This window comes from Variibacter gotjawalensis (assembly GCF_002355335.1).
GTDB lineage: Bacteria > Pseudomonadota > Alphaproteobacteria > Rhizobiales > Xanthobacteraceae > Variibacter > Variibacter gotjawalensis.
Map to the genome: position 1 here is coordinate 1,771,907 of NZ_AP014946.1, position 15,927 is coordinate 1,787,833.

A 15,927-nucleotide genomic window follows, 5' to 3' on the forward strand; every position below is an offset into this window, starting at 1 on the left:
TTTCGCCGCATAGCCGGGCTGCGTCGTAGTGTCGTTTAGGCGTCCCAGGGCGACACAAGCTGCAAGCCGGTCGCGCGGAAGTCGTCGACGTTGCGCGTCGCGAGACGCCCGCCGTTGGCGAGGGCGATGGCCGCGATCATTCCGTCGGCCGTCGACATCTGCACACCCTGCCGCTTGGCGCGACCCATCAACTCGCCATAGGCGAGTGCGGCTTCCTCTGTGAAGCCGAAGATGCGGTTGCGAAAATGATTGCGCCAGTCGGAGAGCTTTTGCTCATGCGAAGGCGACCGCTGCGCCGCCGGGAGCCGGAAGATACCGAACGCAATCTCCGCAATGACGATTGTCGGCAGAGCCAGTTCAGCATCGCGGCGCGCTAGCCAGCCTGCCACGCGCATATCGGGGATTTTGCGAAAGCTCTCGGACAGAACGTTGGTATCGATGAAGATCAAAACTCGATACCGGGATTCGGCTTCCTATTCTCGTCGATGAGCGCTTGCAGATCGACGCCATCCTCGCCGGTCTCTTGATAGAGACGCGTATAAAACGCCTCCGGGGACTCTTGGCCGGTCTGCGCGGCTTCGTAGCGCTCGAGCGCGCGCTCGACGATGTCCGCGATGGTGCGGCGCTCGCGTTGAGCGAGACGGTGGGCGAGGTCGCGCGCCTTGGCGCTGCGGACGGACAATTGCGGTTCGGGCATCGGCGGGGCACCCTCCATTTTACCGTAGAATATAGGCCGTGAGCCCCCTGCCATCAAGATGGCAGATGATGGCTAGATGGCACAATTGTCATTTTTACACGCGGTGTCGGTTTGGCGGGCGTCCGTCCGTCTTTATAGCAACGGCATGAGGCCGGTCGAAATAGGAGAAGACAATGCGCGTGATGGTGTTCGTGAAGGCGACGAAGGAGAGCGAAGCCGGCGAGACGCCGACGACCGAGGAATTTGCCGCCATGGGCAAGTTCAACGAGGAACTCGTCAATGCCGGCATCATGGAGGCGGGCGAGGGCCTGCATCCGACTTCGCGCGGCAAGCGCGTTCTGTTCGACGGCGACAAGCGCACCGTGAAGGACGGTCCGTTCCCGGTCGTCAACGAACTCGTTGCCGGCTTCTGGATCTGGAAGGTCAAGGATATCGACGAGGCGGTCTCGTGGGTGAAGCGCTGCCCCAACCCGATGCGCTCGATGAGCGAGATTGAGATCCGTCAGATCTTCTCGGCCGAGGATTTCGGAGACGCGCTCACGCCCGAACTGCGCGAGCAGGAAGAACGCCTGCGCGAGAAGTCGGCAAAGAACTGATTACGGCGTGCCGCCCGGGAAGGTCGCCGGCGTCGTCTGCACCAGACGGCCGTGCACCACCGGGCCGGTCGGCTGGCCGGTCGGCGAGCCGCCCTTCGGCTCGACCGAAATGCCGAACGTCGCGCGCGACAATGTCGCGGCATCGTAATCCCCGAGCGCACGGCGCACCGTGTATTCGTTTTCGGCAACGAGTCCGAGCGAACGCGGTCGCGTCTGCTGCGGCGTCACGACCCAAAGCTCGTACGAATTCTGCTCGCGCTGTTCGGCGCCGACACGGCGCAGGCTGACGGTCTTCTTGTCGATGTCCACCGTCATGATGAAGGACGGCGCCGGCAGATTGTCGTCGCGTTGAAACACCGCAACGAATTCGGCAACGCGCTGCGACGGCACTTCGACCGTGCGTACAACTTCTTTCTCGACAACCTTTTCGACGATGCGCGGCGAGACTTCGCGAAACACCGCAAGCGCTGCAAGACCGGCCGCGATCGCACTCGTGCCGATGGCGACGCGTTGCCACATGCCGGCGCGCTGCTTGAGTTCGACAACGTTCGACGCAGGCGCAACCGGAGCAGGGCGCGGCGGTGCGCCGAGCTTCGCAACTTCGCCCGTAGGCTCGGCAACTTTCGCCGCGGTTGCGACGGCCGCAGCGGCGCGCACGGACGCGAACGGATCGACTGTCGTCGAGCCTTTTGCGGCGTCGGCGAGATTCGGCATCCACAGCGTGTCGCGCGGTGCTTCCGCCGCAATGCGCGCCTTGATCCATTCCCAGCTCGTCGCCGGCGGCTCGACCGGTTCGACCAGCGCATGCAGTTCGCCGATACGCCGCTCCCAATAAGCAACGCGTTCGACGAAAGCCGGGTCGAGCGACATCTGCATGAGCACGTTTCCGCGACCCTCGGCATCGAGCGAGCCGAGCGCGTATTCCGCGGCCAAGACGTCCTTGTCGTCGTCGATCGTGCTCATGATCCCATGCACTCCCGGATTTGGATCAAGCCGCGGCGCAGCCACGTCTTGATCGTGTTCACGGGCTTCTCGAACTTCGCCGCGAGTTGATCGCGGCTCCAGCCGTTGTAGTAGGCGAGCAGCAGCACGCGCCTGTGTTCTTCATCGAGACCGCCCATGCAGCCGAGCAGGCGGCGCAACTGTTCGGTCATCTCGCGCTGCGCGAGCGGATCTTTCGTTTCCGCCGAAACCTCGATGGCCTGCGGCTCGTCCTCGATCGAGGCGTCGACCTTCTTGCGCAGCTGGTCGAGCGCGGCGTTGCGCGCAATCGCGACCATCCACGTAATCGGGCTTGCCAGGCGCGGGTTAAAGTCGCCGGCATTGCGCCAAATCTTGACGTAGGCCTCCTGCATAATCTCCTCGGCGACATCAGTTCGCCTCAAGATACGCAGGGTCACCCCGTAGAGTTTCGATTTAGTCGCAAGGTACAGGCGTTCGAACGCCTCGGAGTCGCCCTTGGCGGTTGCCGCCAGTAGCCAAACTAGTTCCGTAGGCGACAACATTGACCGGCCCCAAGGCGCGCGTAATGCGCGAGTCCCCGCGGAATCGATAGCACAGGACGGGCGGGTCGCCACCTGGCTTCAGGCATTGATCCCCAACCCGTGATCGGCTGCACAACCGAATGCACGTCAAAGATGTAATACTATAACATTCCGCTTGCGTGTCCGAAATCAAGGACGTTATAACATAACAATTGGGGTTTCAGGGTACGAGGTCGTTTTGCGTCAGGTTTGGGGTTTTCGGGCAGCCGTCAGCGTTGGCGCGATGGTAGCCGCCGTAACAAGTTTCGAGGATGCGCGCGCGCAAAATGCGCTGCCGGAGGTGGTCGTCTCGGCGCCGAGCCCGATCGCGCGCCGTGCGCCTGCGGCGAAGCCCGCGCCGCCGGCTCGCCGTGAACGTGTCCGCGTGACGCCGCGCCCGCAACCCGCGCCGCCGCCACCAAGCGCCGCCGAGACCGCGACGTTCGCGCCCGTCACGGTGCTGAGCGGGCAGGAGATTCAACAGCAGCCCGGCGCAACGCTCGGCGACACGGTGTTCAATCTGCCGGGCGTTACCGGCAATTCATTCGCGCCCGGCGCCAGCCGTCCGGTGATTCGCGGCCTCGATAATGCGCGCGTCCGCGTGCAGGAAAACGGCGTCTCGTCGATGGACGTCTCGACGATCTCGGAAGACCACGTCGTGCCGATTGATCCGCTCGCGAGCGACAAGCTCGAAATCATCCGCGGGCCGGCGACATTGCGTTGGGGCCCGCAAGCGATCGGCGGTGTCGTCGCGGCGAGCAACAATCGCATTCCGGATCCCTCGATGCCGCTGGGCTTTTCGCTGGTGACGAAGACCGCGCTGTCGAGTGTCGATCGCGGCGTTGAAGGCGCCGTCGTTGTCGAGAACCGCAATCAGGATTACGGCGTCCACGGCGACTACTATCGCCGCAGCACGGGCGATTACGCGATCCCGGGCGGCCGACAGGCCAACACGGCCGTCGAGTCCGAAGGCATGGCGGTCGGCGCGACGCGTTACTTCAAGGATGGCTTCATCGGCGTCTCGATCAGCCACGTGAATTCGCTCTACGGCATTCCGGGCATCGAAGCGGCGGAGACGCGCACGCGCATCGACATGGAGCAGACGAAGCTCACGACGCGCGGCGAATTCCGTACCGGCGGCACCATCGTCGACACGGTTCGTTTCTGGCTCGGCGGCGCGAACTACAAACACGACGAGCGCGCGACGATCGACGGACCGGAGCGCGTGATGGCAACCTTCCGCAATCGCGAGGTCGAAGGCCGCACCGAATTTCAGTTCGTCCCTGTCGCAACAGCGCTCGGCGAACTCAACACCGCGATCGGCATTCAGGGCGGCCACGCGGCGCTCGGCACGTCGGGTGAGGCGGGCAGCTTGCTTGCGCCCGCCGACACGACGCGCTTGGCGACTTACATCTTCAACGAACTCACCGTGTCGCCGACCGTTCGCTTTCAAGCCGCCGCGCGCGTCGGCCAGCAGCGCGTCACCGGCACCGCCGCGACGTTCCCGGGCGACTTCCTGCCCGACGGCAACGCTGTCGAGGAAGCGCGCCGCGTGCGCAACTTCACGCCCGGCAGCGTCAGCTTCGCGGCACTGAAGGATATCGGCTGGGGCGTCGTCGCGCGCGGCTCGATCAGCTATTCGCAGCGCGCGCCGGAAGCGCAGGAGTTGTTCTCGAAAGGTCCGCACGAAGCGTCCGGCACATTCGAGATCGGCAACGTTGCGCTGAACAAGGAAAGTGCGACATCGTTCGAAGTCGGTCTCGCGAAAAAAACCGGCACGCTGCGTTTCGACGCATCGCTCTATCACACGCAATACGCCGGCTTCATCTACAAGCGCCTCCCCGGCAACACTTGCGGCGAAGAGTTCGACACCTGCGCGCCAGGGCCCGGCGAGGAATTCCGCCAGGTCGCGTTCGATCAGAAGGATGCGCGCTTCACTGGCGCGGAAGTTGCCGCGCAGCTCGATCTTCTGCCGATCGCCGGCGGCACGTTCGGAATCGAAGGCCAGTATGACTTCGTCCATGCCCGCTTCACCGACGGCACCAATGTGCCGCGCATGCCGCCGCAGCGCCTCGGTGGTGGCGTCTATTGGGGCGACGGCAATTGGCGCACGCGCGTCTTCCTGCTGCATGCCTTCGCGCAGAACGACATCGGCGCCGACGAGCTGACGACGACGCCGGGCTACAATCTCCTCAACGCGTCGATCAGCTACACGCGCCGCTTCGCGCCGAACGATATCGTGAAGGAGATGACGGTCGGCCTGGTCGGAACGAACCTGCTGGACGAGGACATCCGCAACAGCGTGTCGTTCAAGAAGGACGAAGTTTTGCTTCCGGGCCGCGGCGTCCGTGCTTTCGCCACGCTGCGGTTTTAAGGCGGGGTCAGCTTGGCGAGGAGCAAACCACACTCTCCGTCATGGCCCGCTTTATGCGGGCCATCCACGCCTTTCTTGGCGTGGTCAAAGAAGTAGGACGTGGATGGCCCGGACAATACCCCGGCTAAACCGGGGCAGGGCCATGACGCGTTGTGGTAGAAGCTTCGGATCAACAGTACTGGACCTTTGAAATGCTCCGCATTCTCACCATCGCGTTCCTTTCACTCCTCGCGCTACCGGCTTACGCGCAGGAAAAGCTGAAAGTTGTCGCCTCGTTCTCGATCCTCGCCGACATCACGCGACAGGTCGGCGGCGATCGCATCGATGTGACGAGCTTCGTCGGCCCCAACACCGACATGCACGTGTTCCAGCCGACCCCGGCGGACGCGAAACGCATGCAGGGCGCGAAAGTTATCATCGTCAACGGCCTCGGCTTCGAAGGCTGGGCGGAACGTCTCGCCAAGGCCTCGGGTTTCAAGGGCAAGCTCACGGTCGCGAGCGAAGGCGTGAAGGCGCGCGAGGAAGCGCACGACCACGACCACAAGCACGACCATGGCCATGCCGATCATGACCACACCGATCCGCACGCGTGGCAGAGCGTTGCCAACGTGAAACTCTACGTCGCCAACATCGCGAAAGCGCTGATTGCCGCCGATGCGGCCGGCCGCGAAGGTTATGAGGAGCGTGCACGCGCCTACACGCAAAAGCTCGAAGCGCTCGAGAAAGACATCGTCGCGGCTTTCGCGGATGTGCCGGCCGACAAGCGCCGCGTGATCACGTCGCATCACGCCTTCGGCTATTTCGGCGATGCCTACAAAGTGACGTTCCTCGCGCCGCAGGGCGTCACCGGCGACTCGGAGCCGACCGCGAAAGCCGTCGCGGCGCTGATCCGCCAGATCAAGAAAGAGAATATCCGCGCGGTCTTCGTCGAGAACATCTCGAGCCCGCGGGTGATCGAGCGCATCGCCAAGGAAACCGGCGCGCAGCTCGGCGGCACGCTTTTCTCCGACGCGCTGTCGGACGCGAAAGGCCCTGCCGCCGATTACATCGCGATGATGCAGCACAACACGAAGCTGCTCGCTTCGGCGCTGAAATAGGCCCTGATCGTAAAAGAACCTACAAGCGGTCATCCCGGAAGCCGCGTAGCTTGCGCAGCAAGCTGCGGCTGTCCGGGATCCATATTCCCGAGCATTTATCGTCGGCACAGGGGATATGGATTCCGGGCTCGCGCCCGCTGCGCGGAGCGCGCCCCGGAATGACGGCCTGCGGTTTCGCAGTTGTTCTCGATCAGCCTATCAAGATGGACGCGGAGCAAGCCGCACATGAAAAAGCCCGGGGCGAACCCGGGCTTTTCCTGAAATTCGATGGTGACGGCGCTTAGCGGGCGGCGCCCAGCATGCCGAATTCGACCGAAGCATCGACCACGCGGTCGCGCAGCTGATCGCGCTCTTCGAGCTGCTCAGCCTTGCGCAGTTCCGCCAAAGCTTCGTCGAGCGCGGCCTTCGCATCGGCCTGTTGCTCTTTCAGCTCGTCGGCCGAACGCTTGAGGTTGTCGCGGCGGGTCGCTGCGGCCTTGGCGTAGGTCGGGTAGGCATAGTGCGACGAGTCCTTGATGCCGGCCTTCGTCTCTTCAGCCAAAATCTCGCGATCGAGATCACCGGCCATGCGATCGAAGTCGGCAATCATCGACTCGATCTGATTGAGGCGGCGGCGCTTCTCGTCAGCCTGAAACTTCTTCAAGCGAATAAGGGTTTCACGCGACTTCATTTACTCAACTCCCAGACGACTCTCGGGAAGACCCGAGAGCGGTGCCGCAGCCGCGGCTCCTAGACGGTCCGCTGATAGGCGGCCCTAAACGGCCGGCTAAGCGGCCCGAAACTCCAAACCTGAGCCATCTTGCGGGGACAGTGTTAGTTTTCAGTTTCCGACCACCCCCAAAATCGCGGCGATCTTCACGTTATTGGCGCTCGTGTGGCCATCTCTTTGGCGGATCAGCAAAAGTGTGAACGAACAATTGCTCGCGTTAACGATGCGTTTACCCGGCTCGTTAATGATCGCTCTACCGTTTGTACGCGGGCTGTTCGCTCCACCAAGCCGATGGGCGAGTCCAGAGAGTCTGTTAGCGCCGGTTCTTAAAGCTGAATGTGAACAAGATCGTGACCAGAAACTGCGGCGATATGAGCACGTTAGGGCATTTTCATAAATTTGCCCCAATGAACGCTTGCGTCAAAGAATCACGATCTGTTAACCATTCCACTGTAGCGTTTCGAATCGGTTGCTCCCACGGCGTTGCCCAGGGCCGCCAGCGGCCTGTCGGCCTCTTGATAACGAGGTAAAGGGGAAATGCGCGTTCTGCTGATTGAAGATGATCGCGCGACTGCGCAATCGATCGAACTGATGCTCAAGTCTGAGAGCTTCAACATCTACACCACCGATCTCGGTGAGGAGGGTGTCGACCTCGGCAAGCTGTATGATTACGACATCATACTGCTCGATCTGAACCTACCCGACATGTCGGGTTTCGAAGTTCTGCGGTCGCTGCGTGTCGCCAAGGTGAAGACACCGATCTTGATCCTGTCCGGTCTTGCCGGCATCGAGGACAAGGTGAAGGGTCTCGGCTTCGGCGCCGACGACTACATGACCAAGCCCTTCCACAAAGACGAACTGGTTGCGCGTATCCACGCGATCGTTCGCCGCTCGAAGGGTCACGCTCAATCGGTCATCACGACCGGCGAGCTGGTGGTCAATCTGGACACCAAGACGGTCGAAGTGCAGCAGCAGCGCGTGCACCTTACCGGCAAGGAATATCAGATGCTGGAGCTGCTCTCGCTCCGCAAAGGCACCACGCTTACGAAAGAGATGTTCCTCAATCATCTCTACGGCGGCATGGACGAGCCGGAACTCAAGATCATCGACGTGTTCATCTGCAAGCTCCGCAAGAAGCTGGCCAACGCGTCGGAAGGCAAGAATTACATCGAGACGGTCTGGGGCCGTGGCTACGTTCTGCGCGAGCCGAGCGAGGCCGAAGAGCGCATCCCAGCTTAATCCGATCTGACACGAACAGAAAAACCCCGCCAAACGGCGGGGTTTTTTGTTGCGTGGGCGACGGAAGCGTTACGGCGCTTCGTTGTAGACCGTCGTGACGGCGCCCTCGATGCGCATCGCCTGCTGCCACTGCGGCTGCTTGCCGGCGAATTCGGTGCGCATCGCCGCGATGACTTCCGGCAGCGGCTTGCCTTCGCGCTTCAGCGTCGCGACGCGCTCCTGCAGCGCCTTCATGTAATCGCGATAGGCGCCGACCACCGAACCGTCCGTGATTGCGCCGTGCGCCGGTACGAGCTGCTTCGCCTTGAACTGATCGATCGCATCGAGGCTGGTGAGCCATGTCTTCGCGCTCGACTGCGGTGCGATGAACGACGGGAAGAGATTGCGCATCGCAAGGTCGCCCGTGAACAGCACTTCGTCGCCCTCGACATAGAAGACGGTGTCGCCGCGCGTATGTCCGGGGCCGAGCCGCACCGCACGGACCTTCACGCCGCCGAGGTCGATCACGGTTTCCTTCTCGAATGTCGCGGTCGGCTTGCGGAACGATGCGTCTTTCAGGAGCTCGGCGAGGATCGGCCGCATGCGCGAGAAGATACCGAGAAATTGCACGCCGAGCTCATCCACGTCCTGCTGCTGCGCGACTGCGCGGATCAGCTTGACCTCCTGCGGGAAGGCGAGGTCGCCGGTCGTGTGCTCCGGATGGAAGTGCGTGTTGACGATCGTGATATCGGTGAGGTTCGTCAGCTTGCGCATCTCTTTGAGAACGATCTCGCCGTTGCGCTGGCCCATGCCGGGATCGATGACGAGAACGCCTTTCTCGCCGATCACGTAGCCGACATTCGGCACCATCGGGATGTAATCGTCGGGGATCACCCAGACATGCGGCGAAATCTTTTGCGCCTTGCCTTCCTTCACGATGGGCGGCGGCAGCTCGCCGGTGGGGATGGGAAGGTTCGGTGGCGTCTGCGCGAAGGCCGGCGACAGCGCCGCAACCATGAACGCAGCCGTGAGCGATAATCCGAAACGCATGAGACGCCTCCCTTTGTTTTTTCCGACTGTAGGCTCGGATCGAGGCGAGAGGGAAGCTCGCTGTTGTGCTTAAGTCGCGCCGCGCTGCCGCACGGCTTCGCCCGCCACCATCGCGGCCGCCATTGCAATGTTGAGGGAACGCATGCCGTTCTGCATCGGGATCAGCAGCCGAACGTCGGCAACCGCGTGCACCTCGTCGGGCACGCCCGCGCTCTCGCGGCCGAACAGCAGAATATCGTCGTCGCGGAATTCGTGCGTGAGATAGGGCTCAGCCGCCCGCGTCGTCATGAGCACGATGCGTCCCGGCCGCGCCTCTCGCGACGCGAGGAAAGCCTCCCACGACACATGCCGCGTGAGGCTGACCGCCTCGAGATAATCCATCCCGGCGCGGCGCAACGCCGGCTCGCTCCACGGGAAGCCTGTCGGCTCGATGATGTCGGCGGCAAAGCCGAGACATGCGCAGAGACGCAGGATCGTGCCGGTATTCTGCGCGATGTCGGGCTGATAGAGAGCGATACGCATGACGCGTCATTCACCACGAAGATTTGCCCGCGACAATCGGCATCGCGGGCAGGTCGCTTCGCCGACGGGCGGCCCGGCGGAATTAAATTTTGGTCACGCGGGCGAAATCGCTGCACGCTGATTCACCGCTACGGGACGCGCCGCTCATACCGCAGTGCGCAATCTCGGCGCCTTCACAACCTGCAGGACACGTGAAAATGGAGCCAAAAGATCACGCCCGTTGAACAACTTATCGTGCATCCTGGGATGATTACGATACGCTCTTGCGCGAACGAAACAACGGTGCGAAGAGAAGCCAGGGCACTGCTGGCCGCAATTCTGCCCGGAATGCGCGGCTGCGGCGGTCATCTTGAGCCGGAGAGCATGCGAGGGCATCTCTCTGGAGGGTGACTGAAGGGGTTTAGAGGCGAAAGGGACTAGTCGTGACGAGCATGTCTTCGGCCGAGCCGACGCGCCGCGATTTTCTATATATCGCGACCGGCGCTGTGGGAGCCGTAGGGGCGGTGGCTGTTGCCGTTCCGCTGATCAATCAAATGAACCCCGATGCCGCGACGATTGCGGCAGGCGCGCCGATCGAAGTCGATCTCGCGCCGGTGGCTGACGGCCAGATCCTCAAAGTGTTCTGGCGCGGCAAGCCGATCTTCGTGCGTAACCGCACCGAGAAGGAAATCAAGGAAGCGCAGGACGTGAACTGGCAAAGCCTGCCGGATCCGGCGCCGGATTCAGCCCGCGTCAAGAAGGGCCACGAGAAGTGGCTCATCGTGTTCGGCAACTGCACGCATCTCGGCTGCATCCCGCTCGGTCATCAAGGCGCTTACGGCGGCTGGTTCTGCCCGTGCCACGGTTCGCAGTTCGATACCGCGGGCCGCATTCGTCAGGGCCCGGCACCGTCGAACCTGCCGATTCCGGCATACGCTTTCCAGTCCGATACGAAGATCCGCATCGGTTAATCCTTCCGGCCGCCGTTTGACGTATTTCAAGGTCTGATCATGAGCCACGCCCCGTCCACCTACCAGCCGACCAACCCGGTCCTGAAATGGCTGGAAGCGCGCCTGCCGATTCTGGGGCTGGTGCATTCGAGCTTCGTCGCTTACCCGACGCCGCGAAATCTGAACTACTGGTGGACCTTCGGCGGCATTCTCTCGTTCCTGCTCGGCGCGCAGATCGTCACCGGCATCATCCTGGTGATGCACTACACGCCGCACGCCGACATGGCCTTCAAGTCGGTCGAGCACATTATGCGCGACGTGAACTCCGGCTGGATGCTGCGCTATTTGCACGCCAACGGCGCCTCGATGTTCTTCGTCGCTGTCTACATCCACATCTTCCGCGGCATGTATTACGGCTCGTACAAGGCGCCGCGCGAAGTGCTCTGGATCCTCGGCGTCATCATCTATCTCCTCATGATGGCAACCGGCTTCCTCGGCTACACGCTGCCGTGGGGTCAGATGTCCTTCTGGGGCGCGACCGTCATCACCAATTTCTTCTCGGCGATCCCGTTCGTCGGTGAAGCGATCACCACCTGGCTGTGGGGCGGTTATTCGGTCGGCAATCCGACACTGCAGCGCTTCTTCTCGCTGCATTATCTGCTGCCGTTCGTGATCGCCGGCGTCGTCGTGCTGCACGTCTGGGCACTGCACGTCGCCGGTCAGAACAACCCGACCGGTGTCGAGCCGAAGACGCCGCAGGACTCGGTGCCGTTCACGCCGTACGCAACGCTGAAGGACGGCTTCGCGATGGTCGCCTTCTGCATCGTCTTCGCGTGGTTCGCCTTCTTCATCCCGAACTATCTCGGCCACGCCGACAACTACATCCCGGCCAATCCGGGCGTGACGCCGGCGCACATCGTGCCCGAGTGGTACTACCTGCCGTTCTACGCGATCCTGCGCGCGATCCCGAACAAGCTGCTCGGCGTCATCGCGATGTTCTCGTCGATCGCGATCCTCGCCTTCCTGCCGTGGCTCGATACGTCGCGCGTTCGCTCGGCGAACTACCGCCCGCTCTACAAGCAGTTCTTCTGGGTGTTCGTCGCCGTCACCATCGGCCTCGGCTGGCTCGGCGCGAAGCCGGCAGAAGGCGGCTACACGATCGCGGCGCGTATCCTGACCTTCTGGTACTTCGCGCACTTCCTGATCATCCTGCCGTTGCTCGGCTTGATCGAGAAGCCAAAGGCGCTGCCGAATTCCATTGCCGAGTCGGTTCTCGGCAGGGGCGCTCAGCCGGCGGCCGCCGCCGCGCACGCGCCTGAGAAGCGTTGAGACGCGGAGAGAATTGATGTCGAACAAACTCCGCACCCTCGCCGTCGCTCTCGGCGCCGCCTATGTCGCGCTCACGGTCATCCCGGCCTTCGGTGCCGAGTCGGTTGATCCGCCGCGCCAGAAGTGGGGCTTCGCCAAGATCACCGGCACCTTCGATCGCGCGCAGCTGCAGCGCGGCCTCAAGGTCTATCGCGAGGTTTGCCAAGCCTGCCATGGCCTGAGCTACGTCTCCTTCGGCAACCTCGCGCAGCCCGGCGGCCCCGGTTTCTCGGCCGCGCAGGCGAAGGCGATCGCCGAAGAATACAAGATCAAGGATGGCCCGAACGATCAGGGCGAAATGTTCGAGCGCCCGGGCCGCCCGGCCGACCATTTCCCCTCGCCGTTCGCCAACGACGCGCTCGCGCGCCTCTCGAACAACGGCACCGTGCCGCCGGATCTCTCGCTGATCGCGAAGGCCCGCACCTACGAGCGCGGCTTCCCGTGGTTCGTCTTCGATATGCTGCCGGGTCTGCAATATCAGGAGCACGGCGTCGACTATCTCGTCGCGCTGCTGCACGGCTACGAGGATGCGCCGCAGGGCTTCCAGCTGCCGCAGGGCTCGAACTACAACAAATACTTTCCGGGCCACGCCATCGCGATGCCGAAGCCGCTGAACGACGGCCAGGTCGAATACACGGACGGCACGCCGGCGACGATCGACAACTACTCGAAGGACGTCGCCGCATTCCTGATGTGGACGGCCGAGCCGCATCTCGAGGCGCGCAAGCGCGTCGGTCTGCAGGTCATCCTGTTCCTGATCTTCTTCGCGGGCCTTCTCTACTTCACCAAGAAGCGCGTGTGGTCGAAGGTCCACTGACCTCGGCCGAGTGCCATGATAGAAAAGCCCGGCCATCGTGCCGGGCTTTTTTGTTTTTCGCTTCTGAAGGATCACGCATGACCCGTTCGGTTCTCGGCATCATCGGTGGCTCCGGCATCTACGATCTGCCCGGCCTCGAAAATGTCCGCGACGAGACCGTGACGACGCCGTGGGGCGAGCCGTCCGCGCCGCTCCGTCACGGCGAGATCGCCGATCTTCCGATGGTCTTCCTGCCGCGTCACGGCCGCGGGCACATCTTCTCGCCGAGCGACATCAACTACCGCGCCAACATCGACGCGATGAAGCGCGCCGGCGTCACCAGCATCGTCTCGCTCTCAGCCTGCGGCTCGTTCAAGGAGGAGCTCGCGCCGGGCTCGTTCGTCCTCGTCGATCAATTCGTCGACCGCACCGTGAAGCGCGAGAGCTCGTTCTTCGGCAAAGGCTGCGTCGCGCATATCTCGATGGCGCATCCGGTCGCGCCGCGCGTCGCCGACTGCATCGCGAAGGCCGCCGAGGCCGAGGACATCGCCATCGCGCGCGGCGGCACCTACGTCTGCATGGAAGGTCCGCAATTCTCCACGCTCGCCGAGAGCCTCACGTATCGCCAGCTCGGCTACACGGTGATCGGCATGACCAACATGCCGGAAGCAAAACTCGCGCGCGAAGCGGAGATTTGTTATGCGACTGTCGCGATGGTCACGGACTACGATTGCTGGCATCCGGATCACGACGCCGTCACGGTCTCCGACGTCATCAAGGTGCTGCTCGGCAACGCGCAACGCGCGCAGCGCTTGATCGCCCGCGTCGCGCGCGACTTCCCGCGCGAACACGAACCGTGCCCGATCGGCTCCGACCGCGCGCTCGATCACGCGCTCATCACCGCGCCGGAATTCCGCGATCCGGCCGTCGTCGCCAAACTCGATGCTGTCGCCGGGAGAGTGTTGTGAAGCTAACCTTGGCGCTTCGCATCGAAGGAAATGGTCATCCCGGCTGAAGGCGCGGCGCGCAGAGCGCGCAACGTGCCGGAAGGCCGGGATCCATACTCTCTGTATTATCGATAGCATTGTGACTATGGATCCCGGGCTCGCATGGCTCGCTACGCGAGCGCCACGCGCCCCGGGATGACGAGCGCTCTGGTAGACGTTTCAGTGCAAAGCAGAGATACCGCAGAGCTCAATCTCTCTAACGTACGTCGTCTTCGAAACGCCGCCCCGCATAACTGATTGCGAGAATCTCCACGGTCGAACGCTGCACGCGAAATGCGATGGCAACGCGCCGCTCGAATCCGATCACGCGTACGTTCTTCCCAAGCTCAGGGCGTTGCGTTCCGCGTTCGGGCGAGTGTGCGAGCGACATGCAGGCATCTTCGATGCGTTGGAGATAGGCGAGCGCGGTCTCGGGGCCCGCTTGCATTGCGATGTATCGATAGAGTGAGAGAAGATGGTCTCGGGCGCGCGGCCGGAAGACGACCCTATGCGCCACGCTTGCGCGCTTTCAGCGTTTGCTGATGCAGCTTTTTGACTTCAGCAAAAACCTCTTCCGCCGGAAGGTTCGGCCGAGGGTCAGCCAGCGACGCGGCGATTTCTTGCCGCAAATACTCCGTCAGTGCCGCATCTTCGCGATCGAGCGCGCGAATCCCCGCCCGCAAGACCTCGCTCGCGGACGCAAACTCGCCGGACTTCACACGCGCTTCGACGCTGGCCTGTTGCGGCCCAAGCGTCACGGTCAGCGGTTTGCTTGATCTCATCGGAAGAATATACTCTGTGTGACAGTGTCATGCAAAGGGGCCGCAGTCTTGAACCTCATCGATCACGAGCGCGAAACGCGCAACGAATGGCGGCCCGGCGTGATGACGCGTATGCGTGTCTCCGCTCTTAACGGCGCCGCGCAACTCTGCATCTTCGAACAGTGGTGCGAGCCCGGCTTGGGCGCGCCGAACCATCTGCACGCGGTCGAGGAAGTTCTCACCGTGCTCGACGGCACCGCCGAGGTTTGGCAGGGCGATGAGCGCGCAACGCTGACCAAAGGTCAATCCGCGCAGATCCCGGCGGGCCGCCCGCACGGCTTCCGCAATGTCGGCACCGGCACGCTGCATATGCAGTCGATCATCGCGTCGCCGGTCTTCGAAGCTGCGTACGACGATGCGCGCGAGGTTCCGCGCCGCTGGTTGCCGGCTTAACCGCGTTCGAAACCACATGCCGCGCGCGGTTGCCTCAGGCGTCCGACTTCGCCACAGTGCGGCCGCCGGCGAAACAGAGCTATTGAATGACCACGATCGAAAACGACCTCCGCGACGCGATCCGCACGATTCCGGATTATCCAAAACCCGGCATCATGTTCCGCGACATCACGACTTTGCTCGGCAACGCGCGCGCCTTTCGCCGCACCGTCGATGAACTCGTGCAGCCGTGGGCCGGCTCGAAGGTCGATAAAGTCGCCGGCATCGAGGCGCGCGGCTTCATCCTCGGTGGCGCGGTCGCGCATCAGGTGTCAGCCGGCTTCGTGCCGATCCGCAAGAAGGGCAAGCTGCCGCACACGACTGTGCGTGTCGCTTACTCGCTCGAATACGGCATCGACGAGATGGAGATGCACGAAGACGCGGTGACGAAGGGTGAGCGCGTCGTTCTGGTCGACGATCTCATTGCGACCGGCGGCACGGCCGAAGGTGCCGTGAAGTTGTTGAAGCAGATGGGCGCCGACATCGTCGCGGCGTGCTTCATCGTCGATCTGCCGGAACTCGGCGGCGCGGAAAAGATCCGCAAGCTCGGCGTGCCGGTGCGCACGCTCGTTTCATTCGACGGGCATTAGGCGTTTTATTCCGCGCCCAAGGTTCGCGATTTTCCGCGGCCCATCCTCCATTCAGCTGTCATCCCGGAAGCCGCGAATTCGCGCAGCGAATTTTGCGGCTATCCGGGACCCATGTACCCCAAGCCTATGCAGGGATACGTGGATCCCGGCTCTCGCGTGCTGCGCACCCTCGGCCGGGATGACATCTGGTGGATGCCGCATCTCTTTCTAAAGAGGCCG

General features: G+C 62.8%; 18 protein-coding genes and 1 pseudogene. 10 read left to right on the forward strand and 9 right to left on the reverse strand.

The features are described from left to right. Nucleotides 1–35 precede the first annotated feature (35 nt). Together GJW30_RS08630 and GJW30_RS08635 are read right to left on the reverse strand one after the other, a co-directional pair. Nucleotides 36–449 carry a type II toxin-antitoxin system VapC family toxin gene (locus GJW30_RS08630; protein WP_096354251.1) on the reverse strand — a complete coding sequence of 138 codons (414 nt, stop codon included), beginning with the start codon at nt 447–449 and terminating at the stop codon, nt 36–38. Beyond that, on the reverse strand, nt 446–697 hold the full coding sequence (locus tag GJW30_RS08635; RefSeq protein WP_096358739.1) for a plasmid stabilization protein: 252 nt from the start codon (nt 695–697) through the stop codon (nt 446–448). The genes GJW30_RS08630 and GJW30_RS08635 overlap by 4 nt, the downstream gene beginning before the upstream one ends. A 173-nt stretch (nt 698–870) precedes the next feature. On the opposite strand from GJW30_RS08635, the gene GJW30_RS08640 reads away from it, so the two are divergent. Further along, the gene (locus GJW30_RS08640) at nt 871–1,293 is read left to right on the forward strand and encodes a YciI family protein (RefSeq protein WP_096354254.1); all 423 of its coding nucleotides are present in this window, start codon (nt 871–873) and stop codon (nt 1,291–1,293) included. Here the strand turns inward: GJW30_RS08640 and GJW30_RS08645 are convergent, their stop codons facing one another. Both GJW30_RS08645 and GJW30_RS08650 read right to left on the reverse strand, forming a co-directional pair. Further along, complete coding sequence (locus GJW30_RS08645) at nt 1,294–2,256, reverse strand: anti-sigma factor (RefSeq protein ID WP_096354256.1); 963 nt, start codon at nt 2,254–2,256, stop codon at nt 1,294–1,296. Continuing rightward, the gene (locus GJW30_RS08650; RefSeq protein ID WP_096354259.1) at nt 2,253–2,798 is read right to left on the reverse strand and encodes a sigma-70 family RNA polymerase sigma factor; all 546 of its coding nucleotides are present in this window, start codon (nt 2,796–2,798) and stop codon (nt 2,253–2,255) included. The genes GJW30_RS08645 and GJW30_RS08650 overlap by 4 nt, the downstream gene beginning before the upstream one ends. Nucleotides 2,799–3,015: 217 nt before the next feature. Between GJW30_RS08650 and GJW30_RS08655 the strand changes: the two genes are divergently transcribed. The 3 genes from GJW30_RS08655 to GJW30_RS22600 all read left to right on the forward strand — a co-directional run bounded on the left by GJW30_RS08655 (nt 3,016) and on the right by GJW30_RS22600 (nt 6,571). Continuing rightward, entirely contained in the window at nt 3,016–5,190 is a 2,175-nt protein-coding gene (locus GJW30_RS08655) for a TonB-dependent receptor (RefSeq protein ID WP_245408697.1), read from the forward strand. Nucleotides 5,191–5,381: 191 nt separating this feature from the next. Beyond that, entirely contained in the window at nt 5,382–6,287 is a 906-nt protein-coding gene (locus GJW30_RS08660; protein WP_096354265.1) for a metal ABC transporter solute-binding protein, Zn/Mn family, read from the forward strand. A gap of 50 nt (nt 6,288–6,337) precedes the next feature. Beyond that, a complete protein-coding gene (locus tag GJW30_RS22600) occupies nt 6,338–6,571 on the forward strand; it encodes a hypothetical protein (protein WP_130364815.1) in 234 nt (77 codons plus the stop codon). Here GJW30_RS22600 and GJW30_RS08665 read toward each other — a convergent pair. Further along, nucleotides 6,568–6,957, reverse strand: coding sequence for a flagellar export protein FliJ (locus tag GJW30_RS08665; protein WP_096354268.1), 390 nt, complete (start codon nt 6,955–6,957; stop codon nt 6,568–6,570). The genes GJW30_RS22600 and GJW30_RS08665 overlap by 4 nt on opposite strands. A 576-nt stretch (nt 6,958–7,533) precedes the next feature. Between GJW30_RS08665 and ctrA the strand changes: the two genes are divergently transcribed. Beyond that, on the forward strand, nt 7,534–8,235 hold the full coding sequence (gene ctrA / locus GJW30_RS08670) for a response regulator transcription factor CtrA (protein ID WP_096354271.1): 702 nt from the start codon (nt 7,534–7,536) through the stop codon (nt 8,233–8,235). Nucleotides 8,236–8,304: 69 nt separating this feature from the next. Here the strand turns inward: ctrA and GJW30_RS08675 are convergent, their stop codons facing one another. Together GJW30_RS08675 and GJW30_RS08680 are read right to left on the reverse strand one after the other, a co-directional pair. Beyond that, nucleotides 8,305–9,264, reverse strand: a complete 960-nt coding sequence (locus tag GJW30_RS08675) for an MBL fold metallo-hydrolase (protein WP_096354274.1) — start codon at nt 9,262–9,264, stop codon at nt 8,305–8,307. 69 nt (nt 9,265–9,333) lie between these two features. After that, nucleotides 9,334–9,786: a tRNA (cytidine(34)-2'-O)-methyltransferase gene (locus tag GJW30_RS08680; protein ID WP_096354276.1), complete on the reverse strand. Its 453-nt coding sequence runs from the start codon at nt 9,784–9,786 to the stop codon at nt 9,334–9,336. Between the two features lie 422 nt (nt 9,787–10,208). On the opposite strand from GJW30_RS08680, the gene petA reads away from it, so the two are divergent. From petA to GJW30_RS08700, 3 genes and pseudogenes are all read left to right on the forward strand, one after another. Further along, entirely contained in the window at nt 10,209–10,736 is a 528-nt protein-coding gene (gene petA / locus GJW30_RS08685; RefSeq protein WP_096354279.1) for a ubiquinol-cytochrome c reductase iron-sulfur subunit, read from the forward strand. Nucleotides 10,737–10,775: 39 nt separating this feature from the next. Beyond that, nucleotides 10,776–12,900: pseudogene (locus GJW30_RS23095) on the forward strand (cytochrome c1). A 77-nt stretch (nt 12,901–12,977) separates the two neighbouring features. Continuing rightward, nucleotides 12,978–13,847: an S-methyl-5'-thioadenosine phosphorylase gene (locus GJW30_RS08700; protein WP_096354287.1), complete on the forward strand. Its 870-nt coding sequence runs from the start codon at nt 12,978–12,980 to the stop codon at nt 13,845–13,847. A 235-nt stretch (nt 13,848–14,082) separates the two neighbouring features. On the opposite strand, the gene GJW30_RS08705 is transcribed toward GJW30_RS08700, so the two are convergent. Together GJW30_RS08705 and GJW30_RS08710 are read right to left on the reverse strand one after the other, a co-directional pair. Beyond that, nucleotides 14,083–14,313 (reverse strand): type II toxin-antitoxin system RelE/ParE family toxin, encoded by a 231-nt coding sequence (locus GJW30_RS08705; protein WP_245408698.1) that lies wholly within the window; start codon nt 14,311–14,313, stop codon nt 14,083–14,085. 58 nt (nt 14,314–14,371) lie between these two features. Continuing rightward, entirely contained in the window at nt 14,372–14,647 is a 276-nt protein-coding gene (locus GJW30_RS08710) for a type II toxin-antitoxin system ParD family antitoxin (protein ID WP_096354291.1), read from the reverse strand. 48 nt (nt 14,648–14,695) lie between these two features. Here GJW30_RS08710 and GJW30_RS08715 point away from each other — a divergent pair, with 48 nt between their 5' ends. Beyond that, a complete protein-coding gene (locus GJW30_RS08715; protein ID WP_165391621.1) occupies nt 14,696–15,079 on the forward strand; it encodes a cupin domain-containing protein in 384 nt (127 codons plus the stop codon). 86 nt (nt 15,080–15,165) lie between these two features. Beyond that, entirely contained in the window at nt 15,166–15,708 is a 543-nt protein-coding gene (locus GJW30_RS08720) for an adenine phosphoribosyltransferase (RefSeq protein ID WP_096354294.1), read from the forward strand. Nucleotides 15,709–15,927 lie beyond the last annotated feature (219 nt).

Excerpts from the sequence above, each read along its gene's own strand:
- ctrA (WP_096354271.1), top strand. The coding sequence starts at position 7,534 with ATGCGCGTTCTGCTGATTGAAGATGATCGCGCGACTGCGCAATCGATC.
- GJW30_RS08640 (WP_096354254.1), top strand. The coding sequence starts at position 871 with ATGCGCGTGATGGTGTTCGTGAAGGCGACGAAGGAGAGCGAAGCCGGC.
- GJW30_RS08635 (WP_096358739.1), bottom strand. The coding sequence starts at position 697 with ATGCCCGAACCGCAATTGTCCGTCCGCAGCGCCAAGGCGCGCGACCTC.
- GJW30_RS08720 (WP_096354294.1), top strand. The coding sequence starts at position 15,166 with ATGACCACGATCGAAAACGACCTCCGCGACGCGATCCGCACGATTCCG.
- GJW30_RS08650 (WP_096354259.1), bottom strand. The coding sequence starts at position 2,798 with ATGTTGTCGCCTACGGAACTAGTTTGGCTACTGGCGGCAACCGCCAAG.
- GJW30_RS08710 (WP_096354291.1), bottom strand. The coding sequence starts at position 14,647 with ATGAGATCAAGCAAACCGCTGACCGTGACGCTTGGGCCGCAACAGGCC.
- GJW30_RS08680 (WP_096354276.1), bottom strand. The coding sequence starts at position 9,786 with ATGCGTATCGCTCTCTATCAGCCCGACATCGCGCAGAATACCGGCACG.
- GJW30_RS08645 (WP_096354256.1), bottom strand. The coding sequence starts at position 2,256 with ATGAGCACGATCGACGACGACAAGGACGTCTTGGCCGCGGAATACGCG.
- GJW30_RS08665 (WP_096354268.1), bottom strand. The coding sequence starts at position 6,957 with ATGAAGTCGCGTGAAACCCTTATTCGCTTGAAGAAGTTTCAGGCTGAC.
- GJW30_RS08700 (WP_096354287.1), top strand. The coding sequence starts at position 12,978 with ATGACCCGTTCGGTTCTCGGCATCATCGGTGGCTCCGGCATCTACGAT.
- GJW30_RS08675 (WP_096354274.1), bottom strand. The coding sequence starts at position 9,264 with ATGCGTTTCGGATTATCGCTCACGGCTGCGTTCATGGTTGCGGCGCTG.
- GJW30_RS08660 (WP_096354265.1), top strand. The coding sequence starts at position 5,382 with ATGCTCCGCATTCTCACCATCGCGTTCCTTTCACTCCTCGCGCTACCG.
- GJW30_RS08705 (WP_245408698.1), bottom strand. The coding sequence starts at position 14,313 with ATGCAAGCGGGCCCCGAGACCGCGCTCGCCTATCTCCAACGCATCGAA.